Source organism: Streptomyces netropsis, from assembly GCF_014203545.1.
GTDB classification, from domain to species: Bacteria; Actinomycetota; Actinomycetes; order Streptomycetales; family Streptomycetaceae; genus Streptomyces; species Streptomyces netropsis.
Genome location: NZ_JACHJG010000002.1, coordinates 647,657 through 669,837 on the forward strand (window position 1 = coordinate 647,657; position 22,181 = coordinate 669,837).

The window sequence follows — 22,181 nt, forward strand, 5'->3', positions numbered from 1 at the left end:
CTGGCTCAACGGCCTTCACTGAGGACGCGACGTCCCGACACGACAGGAATGTGATGAACACCAGTAGTGCAAGCACCAACCAGCTCCTCGACCAGGACGTCATCGAGGGACAGTCCGGGTACACGAAGTCGTTCCTCAACCTCTACGACCTCGCCGTGTTCCGCGGCACCGCGCCCTTGTGCTGGCGCTGCCCGCCGGCGGTGTCCCGGCAGATGTACGACACCTGCGTCGGTGCCCACCACCTGGAGATCGGGGTGGGCACCGGCTACCTCCTCGACCACGCCCGGTTCCCGGTGCCCGACCCGCGGATCACGCTCGCCGACCTGAACCCCAACTCCCTCGCCCACACGGCACACCGCCTCCGGCGCTACGACGTCAGCACGGTCCGCGCGAACGTCCTGGAGCCGCTGCCCGTACCGGAGAAGTCCTTCGACTCGGTCGGGATGAGCTACCTGCTGCACTGCGTTCCGGGGAGCCTGAAGGAGAAGGGGATCGCACTCGCGCACGCCGGGGCCGCGGTCCGCCCCGGAGGCGTCGTCTTCGGCGCCACCGTGCTGTCGTCCGGCGTCCCCGTGACCTTCGGCGGCCGTCAGATGATGGGGTGGCTCAACAAGCAGGGCGTCTTCCACAACGAGCAGGACACGTACGACGACCTTCGCGACCAGCTCGAGACGCACTTCGACCGCTACCAGCTGACGGTACGCGGCTGCGTGGGCATCTGGCGTGCCTGGACGGCCTCCTGAGCCGACGAAGCAGCGGTGCGGCCCGGGGAAGGATCCCGGGCCGCACCGCTTTCCTCGCGCCTCGACCGCCTCCCCGCCGCGCGGCCCCTCGGATGCACGACAGACGGGAACACCACCCCCGCTCCGGCCTGGGCCCCGACCGGCGTGGCTGCCAGGGTGGGACCACGACGGATCCCGAGGTGTCTGGAGCGACGAACGTGCATGTCCCCTTGACCGCATTCCAACTGGAGATCTGGATATCCCAGATCCTGGAACCGAGCAGCACGGTCTACAACGTCGGTGACTACTACGAGATCACCGGCGCCGTCGACGGGGCGCTCCTGGAACGTGCGGCTCGTACCGCCGTGGACGAAGCCGGATCACTGGGTGCGCGGTTCGTCACGGCACCCGACGGGGCACCGGCCCAGGAACTGGGGCCGGCGGAATGGGACTTCGACGTCCTCGACCTGAGCGGCACCCCCGATCCCGAGGCCGAGGCCCTGGCCTGGATGCGGGCGCAACTCGACCGGCCGGTCGACCTCACCCGCGGCCCGTTGCTCGCAGCGGCCCTGATCAAGGTGTCGGACGACCGCCACTTCTGGTTCCGGCGCTTCCACCACATCCTGCTGGACGCCCACAGCTGCGCCGTGCTCGCCCGCAGGACGGCGGATCTGTACAACGCGCTGCACAGCGGGACGCCGTCGTCCCCGAACCCCTTCGAGCCCGTGACGACCGCGCTCGAGCACGACCGGGCCTACCGGGCGGGCCGCCTGGCCCGGACCGACCGGGATTTCTGGGAGCAGGAGGCGACCGTCTGGCCGGTCACGGGGCGGCTGAAGGCGGACGCACCGCCCGCGCCCGTCGCCAGGAACGGCGAGCACGTTCTCCCACGGGCCGTGATCGACGCGATCCATGAGCAGAGTGAACGGCTCGGGGTGTCCCCGGCGCACTTCCAGATCACGGCGGCCGCCCTCTACCTGTGGCAGGCCACCGAGGCGGAAGAGGTGACGTTCGGCTGTTCCGTGGCGGGCCGCCCCACCCGCAAGCTGCGTGACGTCATCGCTCCGATGGCGAACATCCTGCCGATGCGGGTGGCCGTGGAGCCGGGCCGGTCCGTACGGGACTCCTTCCAGCATGCGGACGGCCGGATCCGGCAGGCGCTGCGCCACCACCGGTACCGCTACGAGGAGTTCCGGCGGGCGCTGTCCGCACGACCGGACCACCCGGCACAGCAGGGAGTCGGACCGCTGGTCAACATCTTGAATTTCGACCGCGACCTGCACTTCGGAGCGGCCAAGGGCGTGGTCCACACCCTGGTCACCGGCCCCATCCCGGACCTGGGCTTCTGCTTCGACTCACGCTCGGGGAGCGAGGGCACCGCCATCTGTGTGGAGGCCAATCCCGCCAACTATTCGGCGGAGGAGACGCAAGCCCACGCCGACGGCCTCGGTCTCCTCGTCGGGGAACTGGCCTCGGTCGATCCGGCGACGGCCCTGCGCGCCCTCGGCCGGGGCTGACCGCCCGCGGCGCGCGTTCACTCCTCCCCTCGGGCAGCCCTGTCGGCACGGAGCTGCCCGAGGAGGTAGCCGGCCTGGAAACGGCTCGTGGCGCCGACGGCCTTCATGATCTCCGAGACATGGCGCTGACAGCTGCGCACCGACATGCCCAGGCGCCGTGCGATGGACTTGTCCTCCAGGCCCTCGGAGAGCATGGCGGCGATCGACTCCTGGATCTCCCCGGAGATGCGCAGCGCCGACGCCGTGTCGAAGGTGAGGGGGAACGGGGAGGCGCCACGCCAGCAGCAGTCGAAGAAGGCCCGCATGCAGTGGATGAGATGGGGCTCGCGCACCACCAGCGCCGCCTGCGGGTCGTCCGGCAGGCCCAGCAACGCCACCCGGTGGTCGAAGACCAGCATGCGGCAGAGGCCCTCGGACTGGGTACGCACCTCCGCTCCCAGGCTCGTCATGCGCCGCACGCGTTCCACCGTCGGCTGGTGGTAGCGGGCGGTGTGCTGGTAGAGCGTGCGCATGGCGACGCCGCGCGCCAGTGTCCGGTTGTCCCGCTCCGCCGCCTCCTCCAGGGCCCGGGGCGAGCGGGGACCGCCCGGCTGTGCGGCGAGCACCTCCTCGTGGCAGGAGAGCATCAGTTCCTCGATGGTCTCCTGGACGACACCGAGATCGGTGATCAGCTCGACCGGTTCCGCGTCGGAGCGGTGTGCCCAACCCGACTCGTACGTCGGGAGCAGTGACTCGAACATCCACCGGAACCGCTCGATTTCCTCGTGCTGTTCCCGGATATGACGTTCCATCGGGCGCAGCATCCGATTGGCGGCGGTCCGTGGCGGCACCGCGGTGAAGCGGTCGGTCCCCGATTCGGTGCGGGACAGTAACCGCATTCCCAGAAGTTCCTTGAGCGCCCGTTCCGTGGTGTCGTCGTCGAGTCCGAGAGCACCGAAATCCTTTGCGCCGCACACGCTTCGCTGTGCCGCGAATTCGAAGACGCGCAGAGCTTCCTGACTCAGTTCCATGTGGCCGAACGGCCTCGAGGTATTCATGACCCTCCTCTTGCGCCAGCACTGTCCGCCGATCAGTAGGAAGCCTAGGCAGGACGGGTCAACAGCCAGTCAACGATGAGGAGACGGGAATGTCCACGTGAAAGTGAAACCCCGGACGGGACGACAGGGCGCGCCGGGAGCGGACGCCGCGCAAGGGACGGACGGGGCCGGGCGGGCGGCGGGGCGGGCGCCTCGCGGCGGGCTGCTGCGCCGCCACCGGGACTTCCGGTTGCTGTGGTGCGGTGAGTCCGCCGGCAAATTCGGCGCCTCGGTCACGACGGTGCTGCTGCCGCTGGCCGCCGTCTCCGTCCTGCACGCCGGGACCTTCGAGGTGAGCCTGCTCAACGCCGCGACCTGGCTGCCCTGGCTGCTGATCGGGCTCCCCGCCGGGGTCTGGGTGGACCGGCTGCGCCGCAGAACGGTCATGATGGTCAGCGACGCCGTCTCCGGCGCCCTGTTCCTGAGCGTGCCCGTCGCCGCCTGGTTCGGGGTGCTCGGTATCGGGCAACTCCTGCTCGTCGCCCTGCTGGCCGGGGCGGCGGCCGTCTTCTTCCAGACCGCGTACACCGCCTATCTCCCCACCCTGGTCGGCCCCGCCGACCAGGCCGAGGGCAATGCGAAGCTGCACGGCAGCGCTTCCGCTGCGCAGATCGCCGGATTCGGATCCGGCGGGCTGATCGCCCAGTCCGTCGGCGCGGTCAACGGGATACTGACCAACGCGGCGACCTTCCTCGTCTCCCTCGTGTGCGTGGCCCGCATCCGGCGCCGGGAGCCGCCGCCTCCCGCCGCCGCGGCCGAACGGGCGCGTGGCGCGCTGCTCAGGGAAGTGGCGGAGGGGGTGGACCTGGTCGTCCGCGATCCGTATCTGCGAAGTCTCACGCTCTTCGGGGCCGTCTCCAACTTCTTCCTGGGCGGCTGCAACTCCCTCCTCGTGGTGTTCCTGGTGCGCGACGTCGGCCTTTCGCCCGGCGCGGTGGGGGCCCTGGTGGGGGTCGGCGGTGCCGGCGGGGTCCTGGGCGCGCTGCTGGTGCGACGGTGCGCGGCCCGCTTCGGGACCGCCCGTGCCCTGCTGCTGTTCGAGCTCGGCGTCCCCGCGCTCGCCCCCCTCATGGCACTCACGACGCGGGACGCGGGACTGGCGCTCTTCGTCGTGGGCTATGCGGCGGGCGCGCTGGGCGTCGTGGCGGGCAACATCATCAAGGCGGGCTTCACCCAGGCCTATTGCGCCTCGGAGGTACTCGGCCGGGTCACCGCGTGTTCGGCGTTCCTCAACTACGGGACGCTGCCGCTCGGCGCGCTGGCCGCCGGGGGACTGGGCGCCTGGCTCGGGGTCCGCCCGACGATGGGGCTGATGACCGTGGGCATGCCGCTGGCCGCGCTGATCCTGTGCTGCTCACCGATCCGCACCCGCAGGGATCTGCCGGTGCGGGAGCCCGGGACGAACTGAGCGAGCCGCCCGCCACCGTTTTCGTATCCGCCGCTCACCCCTCTCATATATGCGACAGGCGCGAAGATAATCCCCGAACTCACTGGGATGCGGCGCTCTTTGCTGACAACGTGAAACCCCTCGGACGACCGAGAAATCCCCAGCACATCCGGAAGTGGGAGGAAGTACTCCGTGATTCATTCCCGGGGCCCGGTACGGAAGACGACCCACCCGTCATCGACGGAGAGCGACACCGGATGGGGGTGACCTTTCCGGAGCGGCACACGAGGAAATCCGTCGGCAACAGCACGAAAGGACGAGCATCATCATGAGTTCTTCCCGGCCCGACACCATCGGCACACTCACCTGGACCATCGAAACCGGAAAACCGGCGACGACACACGTCCCCCGGTTCGCGGACGCCGACGAGGCGGGCCAGTGGCTCACCTCGATCCGATCGGAGCTGCGCGCCGCACTCCACCGGCACGGCTCGCTCTACCTGCGCGGCCTCCCGATCGACGACATCGACGACTTCGCGAAGGTGCGGGACGCCCTCGTACCCCGGCGCACCCCCTACCGGGAGAAAGCCACCCCGCGCAGCAGCTACGGCAACGACGTCTACTCCTCCACCGACCTCCCACCGAACCAGCCCATCCGGATGCACAACGAGAACAGCTACACCCTGACCTTCCCGGGGCTGCTGCTGTTCTCCTGCCTGACCGCTCCGGAGGAGGGCGGAGCGACACCGGTCGCGGACTGCCGCGAGGTGCTGCGCCGCCTCCCCGCCGACCTGGTCGCCCGGATGCGCTCCGCCGGCTGGCTGTTGATGCGCACCTACTCGGAGCACATCTCCCTGGACTGGCGGACCGCCTTCGCGGCCGACAGCAGGGAGGACGTCGAGAAGTACTGCGCGGACAACCTCGTCTCCTGCGAGTGGGACGCCTCGGACGGCCTGCGCACACGGCAGCTCCGCCCCGGCATCATCCACCACCCCGAGACGGGCGAGGAAGTCTGGTTCAACCACATGGCCTTCTGGAACTCCTGGTCCCTGGACGAGGAGCTCCGCGAGGCCCTGCTCGACGAGTTCGGACCCGACGGGCTGCCCTTCGAGACGGCCCTCGGTGACGGAGTGCCGCTGACGCGGGAGGACATCGACACGATCAACGCCGCCTACGAGGGTGCGACGCTCCGTGAGACCTGGCAGCCCGGCGACGTACTGCTCGTCGACAACGTCCTGTGCACCCACGGCCGGGACCCCTTCCGGGGCGACCGGCGCATCGTCGTCGCCATGGGCGACCCCGTAGAACTCGCGGACTGCCGGCCCACGGTGGCCCCCGCCCCACGAGAGGACCAGCACGCGTGACCGCCATTACCGAAGAGCCGTACGGCAGCACGCCGGCCCCGGACCACCACCGGGACCACCCCGCCGACCTCCTGGCCCGCTTCCAGCAGGCAGTGGCGGCCACACCGGACCGGTCAGCGGTCCACGACGAGCGCGGCAGCCTGACCTTCGCCGAACTCGACCGACGAACCGCCCAGCTGGGCAAGGCCCTGACCGTGCGAGGTGCCGCACCCGGCGAGCACATCGGCGTCAGCCTTCCCCGCGGCGCGGACCTCGTCGTCGCGCTGCTCGCCGTATGGCGGGCGGGCGCCGCCTACGTTCCGCTCGACCCCGCGTACCCGACGGAGCGCCTCCACGCGATGGTGCGGGACGCGGGCATCAGGACCCTGCTGACGGCCGACGACGAACAGGTGTGGCCCGAGGGCGTACAGACGCTCTCCCTCACGGAGCTCCCCGCCTCACCGGGCCGGCACCCGGAGCCGCCGGTCCGGACCCCCGCGCACGCCCCGGCGTACGTGATCTACACCTCCGGCTCGACGGGCACCCCGAAGGGCGTCGAGACCACCCGCGGCGGTGTGGCGGCCCTGATGTCCGGGCTGGAGGCGGCGGGCATGTACGCCGAGGAGCCCCGCGTCGTCGCCTGGAACGCCAGCGTCTCCTTCGACGCCTCCGTCCAGCAGTGGGCGCGGGTGTGCCGGGGCGACACCCTGGTGGTGCTCGGCGAGGAGGAGCGCACCGACCCCGCCCGACTGTGCGAGGTCCTGGACCGGCACGGTGTGCACGACCTCGACCTGACCCCGTCGCACTGGCACCTGCTCCGGGCCGACCTGCTCGTGCGTGCCGCCGAAGGACGGCGGCTGAGGCTGTTCATGGGCGGTGAGCCGGTACCCGAGCCCACCTGGCGTGAACTCGCGGCCGAACGCGCCGAGGGACGACTCGAAGCGCTCAACCTCTACGGTCCCACCGAGTGCACGGTGGACGCCACCGCCACATGGATCGAGGGCGGCTCCCCGCACATCGGCCACCCGCTGCCGGGGGTACGCGCCCACGTCCTGGACGCCGCGCTGCGGCCGGTGGCGGACGGTGAGGAAGGCGAACTCCACCTGGCGGGCGCCGGGGTGGCGGCGGGGTACGTGGGACGGCCCTCGCTCACCGCGACCCGGTTCGTCGCCGACCCGTTCGCGGCCGACGGCAGCCGGATGTACCGCACCGGCGACAAGGTGCGCCGCCGCGCCGACAAGACCCTGGAGTACCTGGGGCGCATCGACCGGCAGGTGAAGATCCGCGGCTACCGGGTCGAGCTGGGGGAGATCGAGGCGGCCCTGGCCACCCACCCCGGTGTGACGACCGCGGTCGTCACCCTGCACAGCAGCCCGGCCGCCGGGGAGCAACTGGCCGCGTACCTCGTCGCGGCGGACGGCACGGGAGGTTCCGCGGCGGCCGCCGCACCGGGCCCGGACGCGCTGCGGGACCATCTGGCCGGAATCCTGCCGCAGTACATGCTCCCGACCGCGTACGTCACCCTCGACGCCCTGCCGCTGACGGTGAATGGCAAGGTCGACCTCGCCGCCCTGCCGGCCCCTGAACAGGCCGCGGACGCCGCCGCACAGCCGGAGGACGACGCGGCGCGGCACCACGCCCCGGACGGCGAGGTCGAGACGCTCATAGCCGATGTGTGGTCCGAGGTGCTGGGCCGTGCGCACATCCGGGCCGACGACGACTTCTTCGCCCTGGGCGGCCATTCGCTGATCGCCCTGCGCGTCGTCGCCCGGCTGAAGAAACAGCTCGGGATCGCCATGTCCGCCCGCGAGGTCTACCGGCACCCCCGGCTCAGGGACCTCGCGCAGCACGTCGAGACCGTGCGCGTCGGCCGCTGACCGGCGCACCGCGGACCGTTGCCCCCGGCCGGTCACCGTGGCGGCGACGCGGCGGCCGGGATCCGTTCGAGAAAGAGAGGGCCACGATGGCCGCACGACAGGACACCACCGTCATCCGGATCAAACAGCCGGACCACAACACCCGGCGCACACTCCTCTGCCTGGGCTTCTGCGGCGGGGGCACCGGGCCCTACCACGCGTGGAGCGAACACGTCCCCGAGGACGTGGCCCTCTCCGCCATCTGCTACCCGGGTCGGGAGGGACGTTTCCTGGAGCCGTGCGCGAGGGACTGGGAGGAACTCGCCGCCGACACCACGACCGCCGTGCTCTCGGCCGTCGACGGGCCGTACGTGCTGTTCGGCCACAGCATGGGCGGATGGATGGCCTTCGACGTGGCGTCCCGCATCGAAAGCAGCGGCGGGCCGCTGCCCGAAGCACTGGTCGTCTCCTCGTGCAACGCCCCCGACCGTGGCCTCACCCCCCGCGACATGTTCCCCGCGCGCCAGGACAGCGACGCGCAGCTGCTGGACTGGATGCTGAGCAACGGTCTGATGCCCGCGCACGTCATGGAGGATCCCGACCTCCAGGACATGGCGGTCGAGCTCATGCGCGAGGACATCCGCGTGCGCGACACCTTCGGCTACCGGCCGGGGACCGCTGTGAGCGTCCCGGTCCAGATGCTCTCCGCGACCGATGACGACGTCATCGAGAAGGACGCCGGAGACCAGTGGAGCAGGGTCGCGCTCGGCCCCTACCGCCACGACGTACTGCCCGGCGGGCACTTCTACACCCCGGACATCTGGCGTGAGCTGCCCGTCCACATCACCGCGCTCACCGCGTCCATGGCCCCGGCACCCGCCTGATTCCGCCGCTCCTCCCCGCTTCTCTCCCACCCCGCTCCTCATCGGAAAGGACCCCCCTTCGTGACGAATCCCTTCGAGAACCCCGACGGCACCTACCTGGTCCTGGTCAACGGCCGCAACCAGCACTCCCTGTGGCCGTCGCACATCGCGCCCCCCATGGGCTGGACCGTGACGCACGGCGCGGCCGGCCACCAGGCGTGCCTCGACCACATCGAGGCGAACTGGAGCGACCTGTCGCCGAAGACCGCCGTGGGCCAGTGAACCGTTCCCGGAACTCCAAGGAAGTGTCATGACCGAAGTGCAGAGCCCGCCGACGGAACAGACCGCCGACGGGGGGTACGGCAGTGGTGACTCCGGCGGCCGCGGTCCGCGGACCGTGCAGGAGGAGTTGCTGTGCGGCTTGTTCGCGCGGGTGCTCAACGTTCCCAGCGTGGGCGTGGAGGACAACTTCTTCGCCCTGGGCGGCCACTCGTTGCGGGCCGCCCAGCTACTGAGCCGCATTCGCTCGGTGTTGGGTGTGGAGCTGGGTGTCCGGGAGTTGTTCTCCGCGCCGACGGTGGCCGGTCTGGCGGAGCGGTTGGGGCAGGGGGTGGCCGCTCGTCCCGCGGTCGTGGTGCGGTCCCGGCCCGAAGTGCTGCCGTTGTCTTTCGCTCAGCAGCGGTTGTGGTTCCTGGACCGTCTGGAGCAGAGCCCGACCTATAACGCGCCTTTCGCTTTCCGGATCCGGGGCACGGTCGACGCGGAAGCCCTGCAAGTGGCGGTCGGTGACGTGGTGGCCCGCCATGAGGCACTGCGTACGGTCTTTCCCGCGGCTGACGGTGAGGCCCGCCAGGTGATCCTGGCGCCCGAGCACGCCGGGGTGAAGGTGGCGGTCGTGCTGTGTGCCGCCGAGGATCTGCCGTCCTTGGTCCAGGCTTCGGCTTTCGCCTCGTTCGATCTGGCCGTCGAGCTGCCGTTCCGTGTGACCTTGTTCTCGGCTGAGCACGATGACCACGTCCTGTTGTTGACGTTGCATCACATCGCCAGTGACGGATGGTCGGAGGCCCCGTTGCTGCGGGACCTCTCCGCTGCCTACCGGGCCCGCGTCGAGGGCAGGGCGCCCGAGTGGCGGCCGCTGCCGGTGCAGTACGCCGACTATGCGCTCTGGCAGCGTGATCTGCTGGATGACATCGGGGAGGAGCAGTCGGAGTTCTGGACCCGTACCCTGGCCGGTCTCCCTCAAGAGCTCGCTCTTCCGGCCGACCGTCCTCGCCCCGCTCAGCCGACCCACACCGGTGGGCTCATCCACTTCCACATCCCCGCCGAACTCCACGCCCGTCTGGAATCCATGGCCCAGGGCCATGGATCAACCCTCTTCATGGCCCTACAGGCCGCTCTCGCGACTCTCCTGACCCGTCTGGGTGCGGGTACGGACGTGCCGCTGGGTACGGCCACGGCCGGCCGTACGGACCAGGCCCTCGACGATCTCGTCGGTTTCTTCGTGAACACCCTTGTGCTGCGTACGGACACCTCGGGGGATCCGACGTTCTCGGAGCTGCTTCAGCGGGTGCGGGAAGGTGATCTGGCGGCGTTCGCCCATCAGGATCTGCCGTTCGAGCAGTTGGTGAAGGAACTCAACCCGGACCGTACCGCCGCCCGGCACCCGTTGTTCCAGACGATGCTGGTCCTCCAGAACAACGCCGAAGCGACCCTCGACCTCCCGGGCACCACCGTCACCCCCCAGGGGTTCGACACCGCACCCACCAAATTCGACCTCGGCTGGAGCTTCGCGGAACAGCGGGACGCGGCCGAGAGCCCTGCGGGGATCGCGGGAATCCTTCAGTTCGCCACCGACCTGTTCGACCACTCCACCGCCGCGTGCCTTCCGCGTCTCCTTGTACGCGTCCTCGACGCCGTCACCACCGCCCCGGATGCCGCCGTCGGTTCGCTGGAGGTTTTCGAGTCGGCCGAGCAGGAGCGGGTGCTTCTGGGGCGGGCGGGGGAGCGTCGGCGTGCCCTTGAGGCAGCGGAGGAGGCGCAGGAGGAAGGCGATGACGGGCGTGGCCCGCGGTCCGTGCAGGAGGAGTTGCTGTGCGGGCTGTTCGCCGAGGTGCTGAAGGTGCCCGGTGTGGGCGTCCACGACAACTTCTTCGCCCTGGGCGGCCACTCGCTGCTCGCCACCCGGCTCCTCGGTCGTATCCGCTCGGTGTTGGGTGTGGAGCTGGGTGTCCGGGAGTTGTTCTCCGCGCCGACGGTGGCTGGTCTGGCGGAGCGGTTGGGGCAGGGGGACGACGCTCGCCCCGCGGTCGTGGTGCGGTCCCGGCCCGAAGTACTGCCGTTGTCTTTCGCCCAGCAGCGGTTGTGGTTCCTGGACCGTCTGGAGCAGAGCCCGACCTATAACGCGCCTTTCGCTTTCCGGATCCGGGGCACGGTCGACGCGGAAGCCCTGCAAGTGGCGGTCGGTGACGTGGTGGCCCGCCACGAGGCACTGCGGACGACCTTTCCCGCTATCGACGGTGAGCCTCGCCAGGTGATCCTGGCGCCCGAGCATGCCCGGGTGAAGGTGGCGGTCAGGCCATGTGCCGCCGAGGATCTGCCGTCCCTGGTCCAGGCTTCGGCGTTCGCCTCGTTCGATCTGGCCACCGAGCTGCCCTTCCGTGTGACATTGTTCTCGGCCGGTCGTGATGAGCACGTGCTATTGCTGACGTTGCATCACATCGCCAGTGACGGGTGGTCGGAGGCGCCGCTGCTGCGGGATCTTTCCACCGCCTACCGGGCCCGTCTGGACGGCGAGACTCCGCGGTGGCGGCCGCTGCCGGTGCAGTACGCCGACTACGCGCTGTGGCAGCGTGATCTGCTGGATGGCATCGGGGAGGGGCAGTCGGAGTTCTGGACCCGTACCCTGGCCGGTCTCCCTCAGGAACTCGCTCTTCCCGCCGACCGTCCTCGCCCCGCTCAGCCGACCCACACCGGCGGGCTCATCCACTTCCACATCCCCGCCGAACTCCACGGGCAACTCGACACACTCGCCCGCGGCCACGGCGCGACCCTCTTCATGTCGCTCCAAGCTGCCCTGGCCGCACTGTTGACCCACTTCGGCGCGGGCACCGACATTCCCCTCGGCACGGCCACGGCCGGCCGTACGGACCAGGCCCTCGACGATCTCGTCGGTTTCTTCGTGAACACCCTTGTGCTGCGTACGGACACCTCGGGTGATCCGACGTTCTCGGAGCTGCTTCAGCGGGTGCGGGAAGGTGATCTGGCGGCGTTCGCCCATCAGGATCTGCCGTTCGAGCAGTTGGTGAAGGAACTCAACCCGGACCGTACCGCCGCCCGGCACCCGTTGTTCCAGACGATGCTGGTCCTCCAGAACAACGCCGAAGCGACCCTCGGCCTCCCGGGCACCACCGTCACCCCCCAGGGGTTCGACACCGCCCCCACCAAATTCGACCTCGACTTCACATTCGTGGAGGGCCGTGACGAGCAGAGCGAGCCCGGTGGCATCGACGGTCTGCTGCACTACTCCGCCGACCTCTTCGACCACTCCACCGCCGAATCCCTGACGCGGCACCTCCTCCGCGTCCTCGATGCGGCCGTCACCAACCCCGACGCCCCCATCGGATCGCTGGAGCTGCTCTCCCCGCTGGAGCGGGACCGCCTCCTGGTGCAGTGGAACGACACCGCTCGCGCGCTGCCCGACAACCGGATGCTGCACGAGATCTTCGAGGAGCAGGCGCGGCGCATGCCCGACGCCACCGCGCTCGTGGACGCGCGGGGTGCGTTGACGTTCCGTGAGCTGAACACCCGGGCGAACCAGCTGGCCTGGCTGCTCATCGGGCAGGGCGTGGGACCGGAACAGCACGTGGCCACCCTGCTGCCACGCACCGGCGAGCACCTCGTCGCCCTGCTGGCCGTGCTCAAGGCAGGCGCCTGCTACGTGCCGCTCGACCCGGAGTACCCGGTGGACCGGCTGGCTCTCATGCTGGACGACGCCGCACCGACGCTGGTGCTGACGGACACGGGCCACGCCGACCGGCTCCAGCCGCACTGCGGTACGACGCCGGCTCTGCTGCCCCTGGACGACCCCACCCTCCGCGCCACCCTCACCCGGTATGCGCCCGTCGACCCCGGCCCCGCCGACCGGCCCGTCCGGCTGACGCCGGAGCATCTCGCCTACGTGATCTACACCTCCGGTTCGACCGGACGGCCGAAGGGCGTGGCGGTCGAACACCGCAGCCTGGCCAACCTGTTCCACGGCCACCTCGGCGAGGTCTACGCCTCCTGGTCGGCGGACGGCCACCGGATCAGGGCCGCCTTGACCGGGCCGTTGACGTTCGACTCCTCCTGGTGCCCGCTGCTGTGGATGATGGGCGGCCACGAGCTGCACCTGATCGACGACGAGATCCGGCGCGACCCGCGGGCGCTGGTCGAGTACGTCGCCGCGGAGGCCATCGACTACCTGGAGGTGTCTCCCACGTACTGCCGTCAGTTGATGGCGGCGGGACTGCTGTCCGACGGGCAGGCGTCACGGCCGCGCATCATCGAGCTCGGTGGTGAGGGCTGTGACCAGGCCCTGTGGAACGACCTACGAGCCGTGTCCGGCACGGTCACCGTCAACGGCTACGGCCCGACGGAGGGCACGGTGTACGTCTCGTACGCGACCGTCGCCGACCACGAGCGGCCGACGATCGGCCGCCCCATGGGGAACAACCGCGTGTACGTGCTCGACGAGAGGCTGCGCCCGGCCCCGGTGGGGGTGGTCGGCGAGCTGTACCTGGCGGGCACGGGGGTGGCACGCGGCTACGTGGGCCGTCCGGGCCTGACGGCGCAGCGGTTCGTGGCCTGCCCGTTCGGGCCGCCCGGCGAGCGGATGTACCGGACCGGGGACCTGGTCAGATGGCACGCCGACGGGGTGCTGGAGTACATGGGCCGCGCCGACGACCAGGTGAAGATCCGGGGATTCCGGATCGAGCCGGGTGAGGTGGAAGCGGTCCTCGCCGGGCACGACGCGGTCGGCCACGTGGCCGTGATCGTCCGCGAGGACCGCCCGGGCGACCGCCGCCTGGTGGCCTACGTGGTCGCCGGCCCCGACGGTGCGGCGGGCGCCGCCCCGGACGCGGCCGCACTGCGCCGGTTCGCGACGGAAAGACTGCCGCGCCACATGGTGCCGTCGGCGTTCGTCTTCCTGGACGCCCTGCCGCTGACCTCCCGTGGAAAGCTGGACCGGCGGGCCCTGCCCGCGCCGGGCGACGGAGCGACGGCCGTCCGGCGCGCTCCGCGGACGGTGCGCGAAGAGCTGCTGTGCGGGCTGTTCGGGCAGGTCCTCGGGGTGCCCGCGGTGGGTGTCGACGACGACTTCTTCGCGCTCGGCGGCCACTCGATGCTCGCGACGCAGCTGATCAGCCGGGTGCGCTCGGTGCTGGGAGCCGAGCTGGACATCAGGACCCTGTTCGACGCCCCCACGGTCGCCGACCTCGCCGAGCGGCTCGACACCGCCGAGGACCGGGGGGAGGACTCCCTCGCGGTGCTGCTGCCGCTCCGCAAGATGCGCCGGCCGGCAGGTGCACCGCTCCCGGGCGACGCCGCCCCGCCCCGCCCGCTCTTCTGCGTCCACCCGGCGGCGGGCATCAGCTGGGTGTACTCCGGGCTGCTCCGTCATCTGCCGTCCGACCAGCCCTTGTACGGTCTCCAGGCACACGGGCTCACGCAACCGGATGCCGCGCCGGCGAGCATGGCCGAGATGGTGGAGGCCTATCTGGCGCAGATCCGGTCCGTGCAGCCCGAGGGGCCGTACTCCCTGCTCGGTTGGTCCTTCGGCGGTGTCGCGGCCCACGAGATGGCAGTGCGGCTCCAGGAGGAGGGGCAGCGGGTCGACTCCCTGGTACTGCTGGACAGCTACCCGCCCGTCGGTGAACCGGGGGAGGGGGAGATGGGCGAGGCGGAGCTCAGGCAGGCCCTGTTCGCCTCACTGGGACACCGGCCGGACTCGGCCACCGACGCCACCAGCCCGCTCGCCCTGCTCGGGGACCGGGGCCTCGCGGCCATGACCCGCGTGTTCGCCCACAACGCCGCCTTGCAGGACGGCTTCACGCCGAGGACGTTCCAGGGGGATGTGCTGGTCTTCGAGGCGACCGAGGACAAGGCGCCGGGCTCGGCCCGCCCGCACGACTGGGAGGCCCATGTGACGGGCCGGATCGAGGTCACCCCCGTACGGGGAGCTCACGGTGAGCTGACCCGGCCGGATCGACTCGACCGGATCGGTCCCGTACTGGCCGACTGGCTGGGCCGGCACGGGCAGTGACGGCCTCACCGAAGTGACCGGGTCCCGTCCGGGTGCTGCGACACCGCACCCGGACGGGACCCCGCCATGGCGTCCGCCACCGTCTCCGCGGGCCGTCGCAGAGCCCGGTACAGCTCCTCGGCCTGCGCCAGGTGCGCCGCGCCCGCCGTCTCCTCGTGCACCGTCCGTAGGGCCCTGCCGAGAGCCCGGTGACTACGCGCCATCAGCAGGGGTTCCCCGGCCAGTCGAGCACCGGCCAGGGCGTCCCGCGCGGTATCGACGGCGCCCCCGGTGTCCCCGGTCGCCAGGAGCGCCTCGGAGAGCCGGAACAGACACTCCGTCTCGTTGCGGGCATGGCCGCTGCCCCGGGCACGTCCCAGCACCTGACGGTAGAGCCCGGCCGCCGCCGCGTGGCCGCCGCCGTGCAACAGGCTGTCCGCCTCGGTCATCATCGTCCTGATGAGCCACTTCTCGTCCTCGCCCCGGGTGAAGACTCCCGCCAACTCCCGGCACCGCGAACCGATCAGGGCCAGCTCCGTCCGCCGCTCCGGGTCCTCGACCTCGATCTGCAGCAGGACGGTGCGCCGTCGCGCGACCAGCTCCCGGTCACCGCTGACCGCCGCCAGGGCCACCGACCGCTCGGCGCAGTCGCGGGCCGCCGCGAAGTTCCCGAACTGAAGCTCCAGTTCGGCCAGCATCGCCAGGGTGAACAGCACCAGCAGGAACGGCCGGTGGCCGTCGCCCGGAGCCGGAGCGTCCGCGAAGATCTCCAGGACCTTCAACAGGTGGGCGCGTGAGCGATGGAGCGATTCGGGAGAGGAATGCTTCTTGAGGATCACTCCCGCCGCGTAGTGGGCGGTGCCCGCGATGTCCCCGCCGCAATGCGCCAGGGCGGCCGGGACCAGAGCGGTCGCGGCGGGCGCGAGCGGCCCGAGCGGCACGATCTCCTCGAAGCAGGGCACGAGAGTGACGATGTCCACGGCCAGCGCCACCGCGTCGGGGTCGCCACAGGCCGCAGCCTGCTCGACGACCGCGGCCACCGTGGGCAGCACGCCCCGCACCCACTCCGTCACATCGCACCCCGTTCCCACGTCCGCGCCCGCCGACCGCCTCGGGTGGATCTCCGCGGTCAGCGGCCCGGCCAGGGGCTGAGTGGCGCGCACCGCGGCGACGACGCCGGCACACAGGTAGTCGGCCGCGCGGCGCACCACCTCACGGCGGTCCCGCTCGGTCAGTTCCGCCTGTGCCTTCGCCCGTGCGTACGCGCCGACCAGGTCGTGGAAGTGGTAGAGGCCCGGTGCGCGGGTCTCCAGGAGTACGGCGTCGACCAACGCCTCCAGTATCGTCTCGGTTTCCTGCTCCGGCAGTTCGAGAACGGCGGCCGCGCCCTTGACGTCGAAGTCCGCGCAGTGCGGGATGGACAGCGCCATGAACGCCCGGGCCTGCCGGGGAGCCAACTGGGAGGTCGACAATTCGAAGACCGCCTCGACGGTCAGCTCGCCCACCCGAAGCTCTCCGAGCAGCCTGGCCTGGTCCGACACGCGTGTCAGCAGCGTGGCGACGGTCCACGCCGGCCGGGTCGCCAGCCGGGCCCCGGCCGCACGCAGCGCCAGCGGCAGGTGCCCGCAGGCCGCCGCCAGCGCCGCGACGGCATCCGGCTCCTCCTCGAGCCGCCGCACCCCGGCGACCTTGGCGATCAGCTCCACGGCATCGCCGGGGCCCAGACCCACCAGGGGCACGACGAGGGTGGCGGGCATCGCCGCCAGGGCCCGGGCCGTGATCAGCGCGGCGCACCGGGCCGCGCCGGGCAGCAACGGTTCGACCTGCGCCACGCTGGTGGCGTTGTCGAGCACGACCAGCACGGCGCGCTGCGACAGCAGGGTACGGAACAGTGCCGTGCGGTCGACGAGCGAAGCCGGGAAACGCTCGTGCGGAACGCCCAGTGCGGTCAGAAAACTCGTCAGGACCCCGGCCGGGTCGCACGGAGTTCCGTCGGGCCCGCGCAGATTCGCGTACAGCTGCCCGTCGGGATAGGTCCCGGCAACGGCGTGCGCCGTGCGCAGGGCCAGTGCGGTCTTGCCGACCCCGCCCATGCCCGTGATGACCGCGACGGTGTGCTCGGCCCCCTCGGTGAGCGCGGAGACCAGCTCGGATATCTGGTCGTGACGGCCGGTGAAGTCGCAGGGCACGGGCGGAAGCTGAGCGGGCGGCGGCGGACCCTGATCACCCGCCCGGACCAGTTCCGCCCGCGACGGTGGCCCCGCGGCGACCGTGCCGGGGGCCGTGAGGAGCGCCCGGTCCTCCGCCAGGATGGCCGCGTGCAGCGCCCGGAGCGCGGGACCCGCGTCGATGCCCAGCTCGTCCGCGAGCACCCGGCGGGCGTGGTCGTAGGCCAGCAGCGCCTCGGCGCCGCGCCCCGAACGGTAGAGCGCCAGCATGTGCGCACCGTGCAACCGCTCCCGGTACGGGTACGCCTCCAGGGCGCGCAGGATGTCCGGCACCAGCTCCGCGCTGCGCCCGCACTCGAGCAACAGCTCCAGTCGGTGCTCCACCGCGGACGCGCGCTGCTCGGTCAGCGCACGGCGCTGTTCCTCGGCACCGGGCCCCGGCAGCCCCGCCAGAGCCGGGCCCCGCCACATCCCGAGCGCCTCCTCCAGACAACCCACGGCGGCCGAGGGGTCGCCGTCCCGGGCCCGGAGCCTGGCGCGTGCGGTGAGCTGACCGAACCGCAGCGCGTCCACGCACTCCTCGGGAAGCCGCAGCACGTATCCGTCGGCCGTGGTTCCGATGACCGAGGGCGGGCGCGCGCCGCCGTCCGCGTCCACCCGGTCGATGTGCGTCCGTAGCCGGTGCACGTAGTTCACGACCACGCGCCGGGCGGAGGACGGCGGATCGTCCTGGTACAGCCCGTCGATCAACTCGTCGACGGTCACCAGGGACCCCGCGCGCAGAGCCAGGGCCGCCAGCACGGTCTGTGGCCCCGGCGCCCCGGGGCGGGAGGCCGCCCCCTGGGCCGGAACGAACTGGACGGGACCGAGCAACCGGATGCGAGTCAATTCGTGCGGCGTGTGCACCTGCGAACGTCTCCCCCTACCCCGACGGATGGTTGATGATCATATGGGGCGGCCCGCCGGGGTGGGAGAGGCGGTCTTTCACGACCGCCCCCGCTGTGCTCCGATGGTGAGATGAGCGGATGGGTGCGCGAGGGGCATCGAGGGACCGGGCCGGGAGCCATGACGCCCGACGGGTGCGCGGTCGAGCTGTACGAACGGCTCCCCGTGGGCGACGAGCCCGACGTCATCGAAGGTGCGGTCCCCGCCCGGGCCCGCATCCTCGAGCTGGGGTCCGGCGTGGGCCGTGTGACGCATCCGCTGGTCGAACGGGGCTTCACCGTGACCGCCGTCGACGAATCCCGCCAGATGCTGGAGCGGGTCCGCGGCGCCCGGACCGTCTGCGGTCCGATCGAGGAACTGGAGCTCGACGAGCGCTTCGACGTGGTGTTACTGGGGTCGTTCCTGATTCACACCGGTGATCTGGAGGTCCGCCGACGACTGCTGCGGGCCTGCCGACAGCACGTCGCGGACGACGGATGCGTGCTGATCCAGCGGGAGAGCGAGGACCGGCACGAGAACCTGCCCCGGGAGAGGGAGATCACCGGGGGCGTCATCCGGGTGGTGTCCTCCGAGCCGGTCCGCCCCGGTGTGCGGTCCGTCCACGTCGAATACCTCTTTCCGGACGTGCGATGGACCCAGACGTTTCTCTCACGCCCCCTGACCACGGGGGCCTTCGAACTCGCCCTGGCCGAGGCGGGGCTCGCCGTGGACTCCTACCTGACCGGTGACCGCACCTGGGCGCGGGCCCTGCCGGTCACCGGGCCCTCCCGGGCCGCACTGCTTCCCCGGGTGGGGAAGCGGGCGGCCGGGGCGGACGCGGCTACCGGTTGAGCAGGGGGCTCTGGACGCAGGTCGCGTCGATCCGGACCAGTTCCACCCGGCAGTTGGCGTCGGCGTTGGCGAATCGGGCGTGCACGTCGAATCTGACGTTGCCGCCGTCCGCGCTGACGCAGGCCTGCTTCCACGTCTCGCCGTTGCAGCCGCCGCCGGAGGCGGCCGAGACCGAACCGGCGGTCAGGGTGAGCGCGGAGCCGGAAAACGCCAGGTCAGGTGAGGTTCTCCAGGAGGGCCCGGGTCTGCTCGACGTCCGCCCGTGCCTCGCGCTGCTCGAAGAGCTCGAGGGCGGTCCGCAGACAGGCCCGGGCCCTCGCGGCCTGGCCGAGACGGCTCAGGGCGCGCCCCAGCGATCGGAGCAGCCCGGCTTCGAGGATGCCGCTCGTCCGGCGGGCCAGGGGGAGGAAGGTCTCGGCGGTCTCGGCGGTGAGGGCGTGGTGTCCGGCCTCGGCGTGCAGCTCGGCGATGAGATTGCCGGTGGCCGCCTCGAAGGCGGACACACCCAGGGTACGGAAGAGGGACAGCGCGTCCCGGGCGTGCCGGAGGGCCTCGTCGGCGGCGTCGCACAGGCGCAGCACGCGAGCGAGGTAGTACAGGGAGATGGCGCTGGACACCGATGCCTCGCCGTTCTGCCCGCAGACCAACGAGGCGCCCCGCTCGGCTGCCGCACGCGCTTCGGTGAGCCTGTTCCGCCTGGCGTAGTTGAAGGCCAACTCGCCCAGCGCGGTGCCTTCGGCCGTGGCGGCGCCCAAGGTGTGGAAGAGGCGCACCGACGCCTCTCCGTGCGCGATGGCGTCGTCGAAGCGTCCGTGGGTGCGGGCGCCCGCGCACAGAGTGAGGTGGGCCGACGCGCGCAGCCGTAAGTGGGCGTCGTCGGTGCACAGGGCGAGGGCGCGGGTGAGCTCGCCCTCCGCCGGCCCGTAGGAGTTGGCGTGCCACAGGGCGTTGCCCCGGACGTATCGGGCGAGGGCTTCGGCGTCATGGTTGCCGCGCCGCGCGGCGACATCGGCGACGTCCCCGGCGAGTTCGCCGACAGCGGTGAGGTGGGATATGCCGGAGAGCACGGTGTTGAGCTTGTCGACGAGGTCGGCTGCCTGGGCCAGGGGCAGACCGTCGTCGGCGCAGGCGCGGGCGACCAGGGCACGCTGCACGGGGATCTCCGCGCGCATCCAGTCGGTGGCGTCCTGGGCGGTGGCGAAGGCGAGCCCGGGCGAGTCCACGGGCACGCCGATGAGGGTGCGCTCGGCGGGTTCGACCGAGTGCGCGACGGCGTCGGCGTTGCGCGCGGTGCTCAGGGTGAAGTCCAGGAGCCCGGCGAAGGCCGCGGTCACCGTCGCGGGCGCGTCCTCCCGGGAGCCGGCGGTCCGGGCGAAGGCACGGACGAGGTCGTGGAAGTGGTAGCGGCCGAGCTCGCGGGACTCCAGCAGATTGAGGTCCACGAGCGACTCCAGCAGCTCCTCGGCACTGCCGACGCGGTCCTCCGTGTCCTCCGGAGCCCCGGGGGCGGTCCCCAGCAGCGCGGCCGCGCACGGCAGGCCGAGGTCCGGCACGTCCAGGGCGGACAGCAGCCGGAAGGCGCGGGCCTGTTCCGAGGTGAGCTTGGAGTACGACAGGGCGAACGTGGCCTCCACCGCCACGTCCTCGGTGCGCAGCTCGTCCAGTCTCCGGCGTTCGTCGGCCAGCCGGCGAGCCATCCCGGCCAGGGTCCACCCCGGTTCCGCGGCGAGGCGCGAGGCGATGATCCGCAGGGCCAGCGGGAGGAAACCGCACGCGGCGGCCAGCGTGGCGGCCGCCTCCGGTTCGGCGTCCACCCGGCGGGCGCCGACGATCCGACGCAGCAGCTCGACGGCCTCGGCGGAGGTCAGTACATCGAGCCGCAGGTGGCGCGCACCGGCCAGCCCGGTCAGCCGGGCGCGGCTGGTGATCAGCACCGAGCAGTCGGCGGACCCGGGGATCAGCGGCCGCACCTGTCCGTCCGACGCGGCGTTGTCCAGCAGCAGGAGCAGTCGACGTTCCGCCAGCGAGGAGCGGTACAGCGCGATCCGCTCGGCGCCGTCCTCCGGAATGTCCTTTTCTGCCGTGCCCAGCTCCCTCAGGAACGCGACGACGACGGCCTGCGGATCGAGGGGTTCGTGGTCGGCGCCGCGCAGGTCCGCGTACAGATGGCCGTCGGGGAACCGGTCCGGTGGCAGCCCGCGGACCGTGTGGACCGCGAGCGTGGTCTTGCCGACGCCGGCCATGCCGTTGACCGCGGAGACGACCACAGCTGACGTGTCCGGGAGCGTGAGCATGCCGGTGAGCGTCTCGACCTCCTCCCGGCGCCCGGTGAAGTCATCGACCACGCAGGGGAGCGGGGCCGGACGCCGAGGCCCCGTTGCCACGGGGGAGCGGGGCGTCTGCTCGGGGAGGTGGAGCGTGGGATCGGAGCGCAGGATCCTCTGGTGCAGCTCCCGCAGGGCCGCGCTGGGCAAACGTTCGGCGGGCGCGCGCCGGCCCGTTTCGGCGTCCAGGTCCCGCCGGGTGTCCTCGTAGACGCCGAGCGCCTCGGCTTGGCGGCCCGACCGGTACAGCGCGAGCATCTGTACGGCGCGCAGCCGCTGGCTGGTGGGGAACTCGACCGCCAGCGCACCCGTCTCGGCGGCCAGGTTCGGGCGGTCGCCGATCTCCGCGTCGAGCTCCAGCCGGCGCTCGAGCAGCGACTGCCGTACGCCGGCGAGCCGGGCGCGCACCGTCCGGGCCTGCGGGCCGCGGAGCCCGGCCAGCGGCTCGGCCGACCACAGCTCCAGCGCCCGGTCCAGGACCGCGCGGGCCTCGGTCGCCGTGCCGCCGGAGGCCCGGACGCGCTCGGACCGGGCCTCCGCCCGCTCGAACTCCCATACGTCGACGGCCTGGGCGGGAACCCGCAGGGCGTAGCCGTTGCCGACCGTGACGAGAAGGGGCTCGGCGGTGTGCTCGGCCAGGACACCGCGCAGCCGGTAGACGTGGGTACGGACGGCGTGCTCCGGGCGGTCCGGCCGCTCGCCTTCGTCCCACAGACCGTCGACCAGCAGGGGCACCGCCACCGTCCGTCCGGCGGCGGCCAGCAGGGCCGCGAGCAGCTCGCGCTGCTGGGGTCTGCCCAGATCGGCCTCGACGTCGTCGTACCAGGCCCGCACGGGGCCGAGGAGAGCGAACCGGAGCTTCGTCATGTC

At 71.6% G+C, this 22,181-nt stretch carries 12 protein-coding genes; 9 read left to right on the forward strand and 3 right to left on the reverse strand.

The annotated features are described in order from the left end of the window. Window positions 1-53: 53 nt before the first annotated feature. Window positions 54-743, forward strand: a complete 690-nt coding sequence (gene aurI / locus FHS38_RS07145) for a demethylluteothin O-methyltransferase (RefSeq protein ID WP_184731911.1) — start codon at window positions 54-56, stop codon at window positions 741-743. 209 nt (window positions 744-952) lie between these two features. Then, on the forward strand, window positions 953-2,239 hold the full coding sequence (locus FHS38_RS07150; RefSeq protein ID WP_229822753.1) for a condensation domain-containing protein: 1,287 nt from the start codon (window positions 953-955) through the stop codon (window positions 2,237-2,239). Window positions 2,240-2,256: 17 nt separating this feature from the next. On the opposite strand, the gene FHS38_RS07155 is transcribed toward FHS38_RS07150, so the two are convergent. Beyond that, entirely contained in the window at window positions 2,257-3,276 is a 1,020-nt protein-coding gene (locus FHS38_RS07155; RefSeq protein ID WP_229822754.1) for a helix-turn-helix domain-containing protein, read from the reverse strand. A gap of 202 nt (window positions 3,277-3,478) precedes the next feature. Here FHS38_RS07155 and FHS38_RS07160 point away from each other — a divergent pair, with 202 nt between their 5' ends. The 6 genes from FHS38_RS07160 to FHS38_RS07185 all read left to right on the forward strand — a co-directional run bounded on the left by FHS38_RS07160 (window position 3,479) and on the right by FHS38_RS07185 (window position 15,064). Next, complete coding sequence (locus FHS38_RS07160) at window positions 3,479-4,723, forward strand: MFS transporter (RefSeq protein ID WP_184732235.1); 1,245 nt, start codon at window positions 3,479-3,481, stop codon at window positions 4,721-4,723. A gap of 307 nt (window positions 4,724-5,030) precedes the next feature. Beyond that, a complete protein-coding gene (locus FHS38_RS07165) occupies window positions 5,031-6,065 on the forward strand; it encodes a TauD/TfdA family dioxygenase (protein ID WP_184731915.1) in 1,035 nt (344 codons plus the stop codon). Then, window positions 6,062-7,921, forward strand: a complete 1,860-nt coding sequence (locus tag FHS38_RS07170) for a non-ribosomal peptide synthetase (RefSeq protein ID WP_184731917.1) — start codon at window positions 6,062-6,064, stop codon at window positions 7,919-7,921. Before FHS38_RS07165 ends, FHS38_RS07170 begins: the two co-directional genes overlap by 4 nt. A gap of 86 nt (window positions 7,922-8,007) precedes the next feature. Beyond that, the gene (locus tag FHS38_RS07175; RefSeq protein WP_184731919.1) at window positions 8,008-8,784 is read left to right on the forward strand and encodes a thioesterase II family protein; all 777 of its coding nucleotides are present in this window, start codon (window positions 8,008-8,010) and stop codon (window positions 8,782-8,784) included. A 60-nt stretch (window positions 8,785-8,844) separates the two neighbouring features. Further along, window positions 8,845-9,045: an MbtH family protein gene (locus FHS38_RS07180; protein ID WP_184731921.1), complete on the forward strand. Its 201-nt coding sequence runs from the start codon at window positions 8,845-8,847 to the stop codon at window positions 9,043-9,045. 28 nt (window positions 9,046-9,073) lie between these two features. Beyond that, complete coding sequence (locus tag FHS38_RS07185) at window positions 9,074-15,064, forward strand: non-ribosomal peptide synthetase (protein WP_184731923.1); 5,991 nt, start codon at window positions 9,074-9,076, stop codon at window positions 15,062-15,064. Window positions 15,065-15,069: 5 nt separating this feature from the next. On the opposite strand, the gene FHS38_RS07190 is transcribed toward FHS38_RS07185, so the two are convergent. Further along, window positions 15,070-18,099 (reverse strand): AfsR/SARP family transcriptional regulator, encoded by a 3,030-nt coding sequence (locus FHS38_RS07190; protein WP_221494672.1) that lies wholly within the window; start codon window positions 18,097-18,099, stop codon window positions 15,070-15,072. A 129-nt stretch (window positions 18,100-18,228) separates the two neighbouring features. Here FHS38_RS07190 and FHS38_RS07195 point away from each other — a divergent pair, with 129 nt between their 5' ends. Beyond that, window positions 18,229-18,987, forward strand: a complete 759-nt coding sequence (locus FHS38_RS07195; protein ID WP_184731934.1) for a class I SAM-dependent methyltransferase — start codon at window positions 18,229-18,231, stop codon at window positions 18,985-18,987. A gap of 215 nt (window positions 18,988-19,202) precedes the next feature. On the opposite strand, the gene FHS38_RS07200 is transcribed toward FHS38_RS07195, so the two are convergent. Further along, window positions 19,203-22,178, reverse strand: coding sequence for an AfsR/SARP family transcriptional regulator (locus tag FHS38_RS07200; protein WP_184731936.1), 2,976 nt, complete (start codon window positions 22,176-22,178; stop codon window positions 19,203-19,205). Window positions 22,179-22,181: the final 3 nt, after the last annotated feature.

Coding starts and splice junctions, on each gene's coding strand:
- FHS38_RS07175 (WP_184731919.1), top strand. CDS start 8,008: ATGGCCGCACGACAGGACACCACCGTCATCCGGATCAAACAGCCGGAC.
- aurI (WP_184731911.1), top strand. CDS start 54: ATGAACACCAGTAGTGCAAGCACCAACCAGCTCCTCGACCAGGACGTC.
- FHS38_RS07195 (WP_184731934.1), top strand. CDS start 18,229: ATGAGCGGATGGGTGCGCGAGGGGCATCGAGGGACCGGGCCGGGAGCC.
- FHS38_RS07185 (WP_184731923.1), top strand. CDS start 9,074: ATGACCGAAGTGCAGAGCCCGCCGACGGAACAGACCGCCGACGGGGGG.
- FHS38_RS07200 (WP_184731936.1), bottom strand. CDS start 22,178: ATGACGAAGCTCCGGTTCGCTCTCCTCGGCCCCGTGCGGGCCTGGTAC.
- FHS38_RS07155 (WP_229822754.1), bottom strand. CDS start 3,276: ATGAATACCTCGAGGCCGTTCGGCCACATGGAACTGAGTCAGGAAGCT.
- FHS38_RS07165 (WP_184731915.1), top strand. CDS start 5,031: ATGAGTTCTTCCCGGCCCGACACCATCGGCACACTCACCTGGACCATC.